This is a genomic window from 'Cynodon dactylon' phytoplasma, assembly GCF_009268075.1.
In the GTDB taxonomy this organism is placed as follows: Bacteria; Bacillota_I; Bacilli_A; order Acholeplasmatales; family Acholeplasmataceae; genus Phytoplasma; species Phytoplasma cynodontis.
This window is the reverse complement of record NZ_VWOH01000014.1, coordinates 1-262: the sequence shown is the minus strand read 5'-3', so window position 1 is coordinate 262 and position 262 is coordinate 1. Positions and strand designations below refer to the sequence as shown.

Sequence of the window (262 nt, the reverse complement as noted above, 5' to 3'; positions counted from 1 at the left end):
AAAAAAATAATATTAACTACATTAATACGATATTTTTATTAATAAAAAATTACTAAAAATTATTGTTTAATACTAATATCTACAGATTTTGGAATATTAATACGAGTTAATGCGTCAATAGTTTGAGCATTAGGGTTAATAATCTGAATTAAACGTTTATGAGTAAAACGACCAAATTGTTCTCGACTATCTTTATTAACAAAAGTAGATCGCAAAACAGTAAATATTTCTTTACGAGTAGGCAACGGTATAGGACCTTTTA

Annotated in this window: 1 protein-coding gene; it reads right to left on the bottom strand. The window is 24.4% G+C overall.

Translation table 11 applies throughout. The features are described 5' to 3' along the window. Window positions 1–59: 59 nt before the first annotated feature. On the bottom strand, window positions 60–262 hold a 203-nt coding region (gene rpsJ / locus F1741_RS02225), incomplete at its 5' end, for a 30S ribosomal protein S10 (RefSeq protein ID WP_152309989.1).